This window comes from Xanthobacter autotrophicus, from assembly GCF_030015065.1.
Lineage (GTDB): Bacteria > Pseudomonadota > Alphaproteobacteria > Rhizobiales > Xanthobacteraceae > Xanthobacter > Xanthobacter autotrophicus_D.
Window position 1 is genome coordinate 1 of the sequence record NZ_JAIVFN010000328.1, and the last position, 528, is coordinate 528.

Annotated in this window: 1 protein-coding gene; it reads right to left on the reverse strand. The window is 64.2% G+C overall.

Annotated features, from left to right (window positions below; all coding sequences use genetic code 11):
• A partial coding sequence (gene tssI, locus K9U40_RS23370; protein WP_282892454.1) for a type VI secretion system tip protein TssI/VgrG occupies positions 1 to 528 on the reverse strand: 528 nt, incomplete at both ends.

A 528-nucleotide genomic window follows, 5' to 3' on the forward strand; every position in this document is an offset into this window, starting at 1 on the left:
ATCCTGTCCCACCCACTTTTCTTCATCGTTTTCGACTTCGGTGAGCTGGTCCTTCTGCGCATGCAGCCACAACTGCTCCGCGCCCTTCTTGTCTTCGAAGCGGATTGCGTTGGCGTCGCCGCCTCCGTTCTTCATGCCGTCGCCCGCCGCGCCGCCCTTGCTCGATCGCGTCTTGATGCCGGACTGCGTGGCGTTGCCCGGCAGGGCCCAGGGCGGCATGTTGGCGGCGTTGTAGACGCTGCCCGTGACGATGGGATAGTCCGGGTCGCCGTTCAAGAAATCAATGACCACTTCGTGCCCGATGCGGGGGATGGAGACTGCGCCGAACCCAGACCCGGCCCAACTGGTCGCCACGCGCACCCAGCAGCTGGAGTGCTCGTCCATGGCGCCCAGCCGGTCCCAGTGGAATTGGACTTTGATGCGGCCGTATTCGTCCGTCCAGATCTCTTCGCCCGCCGGACCGACCACTACAGCGGTTTGCGGGCCAGTGGTGCGGGGTTTGGGTGTCTTTCTCGCAGGGGTATAGGG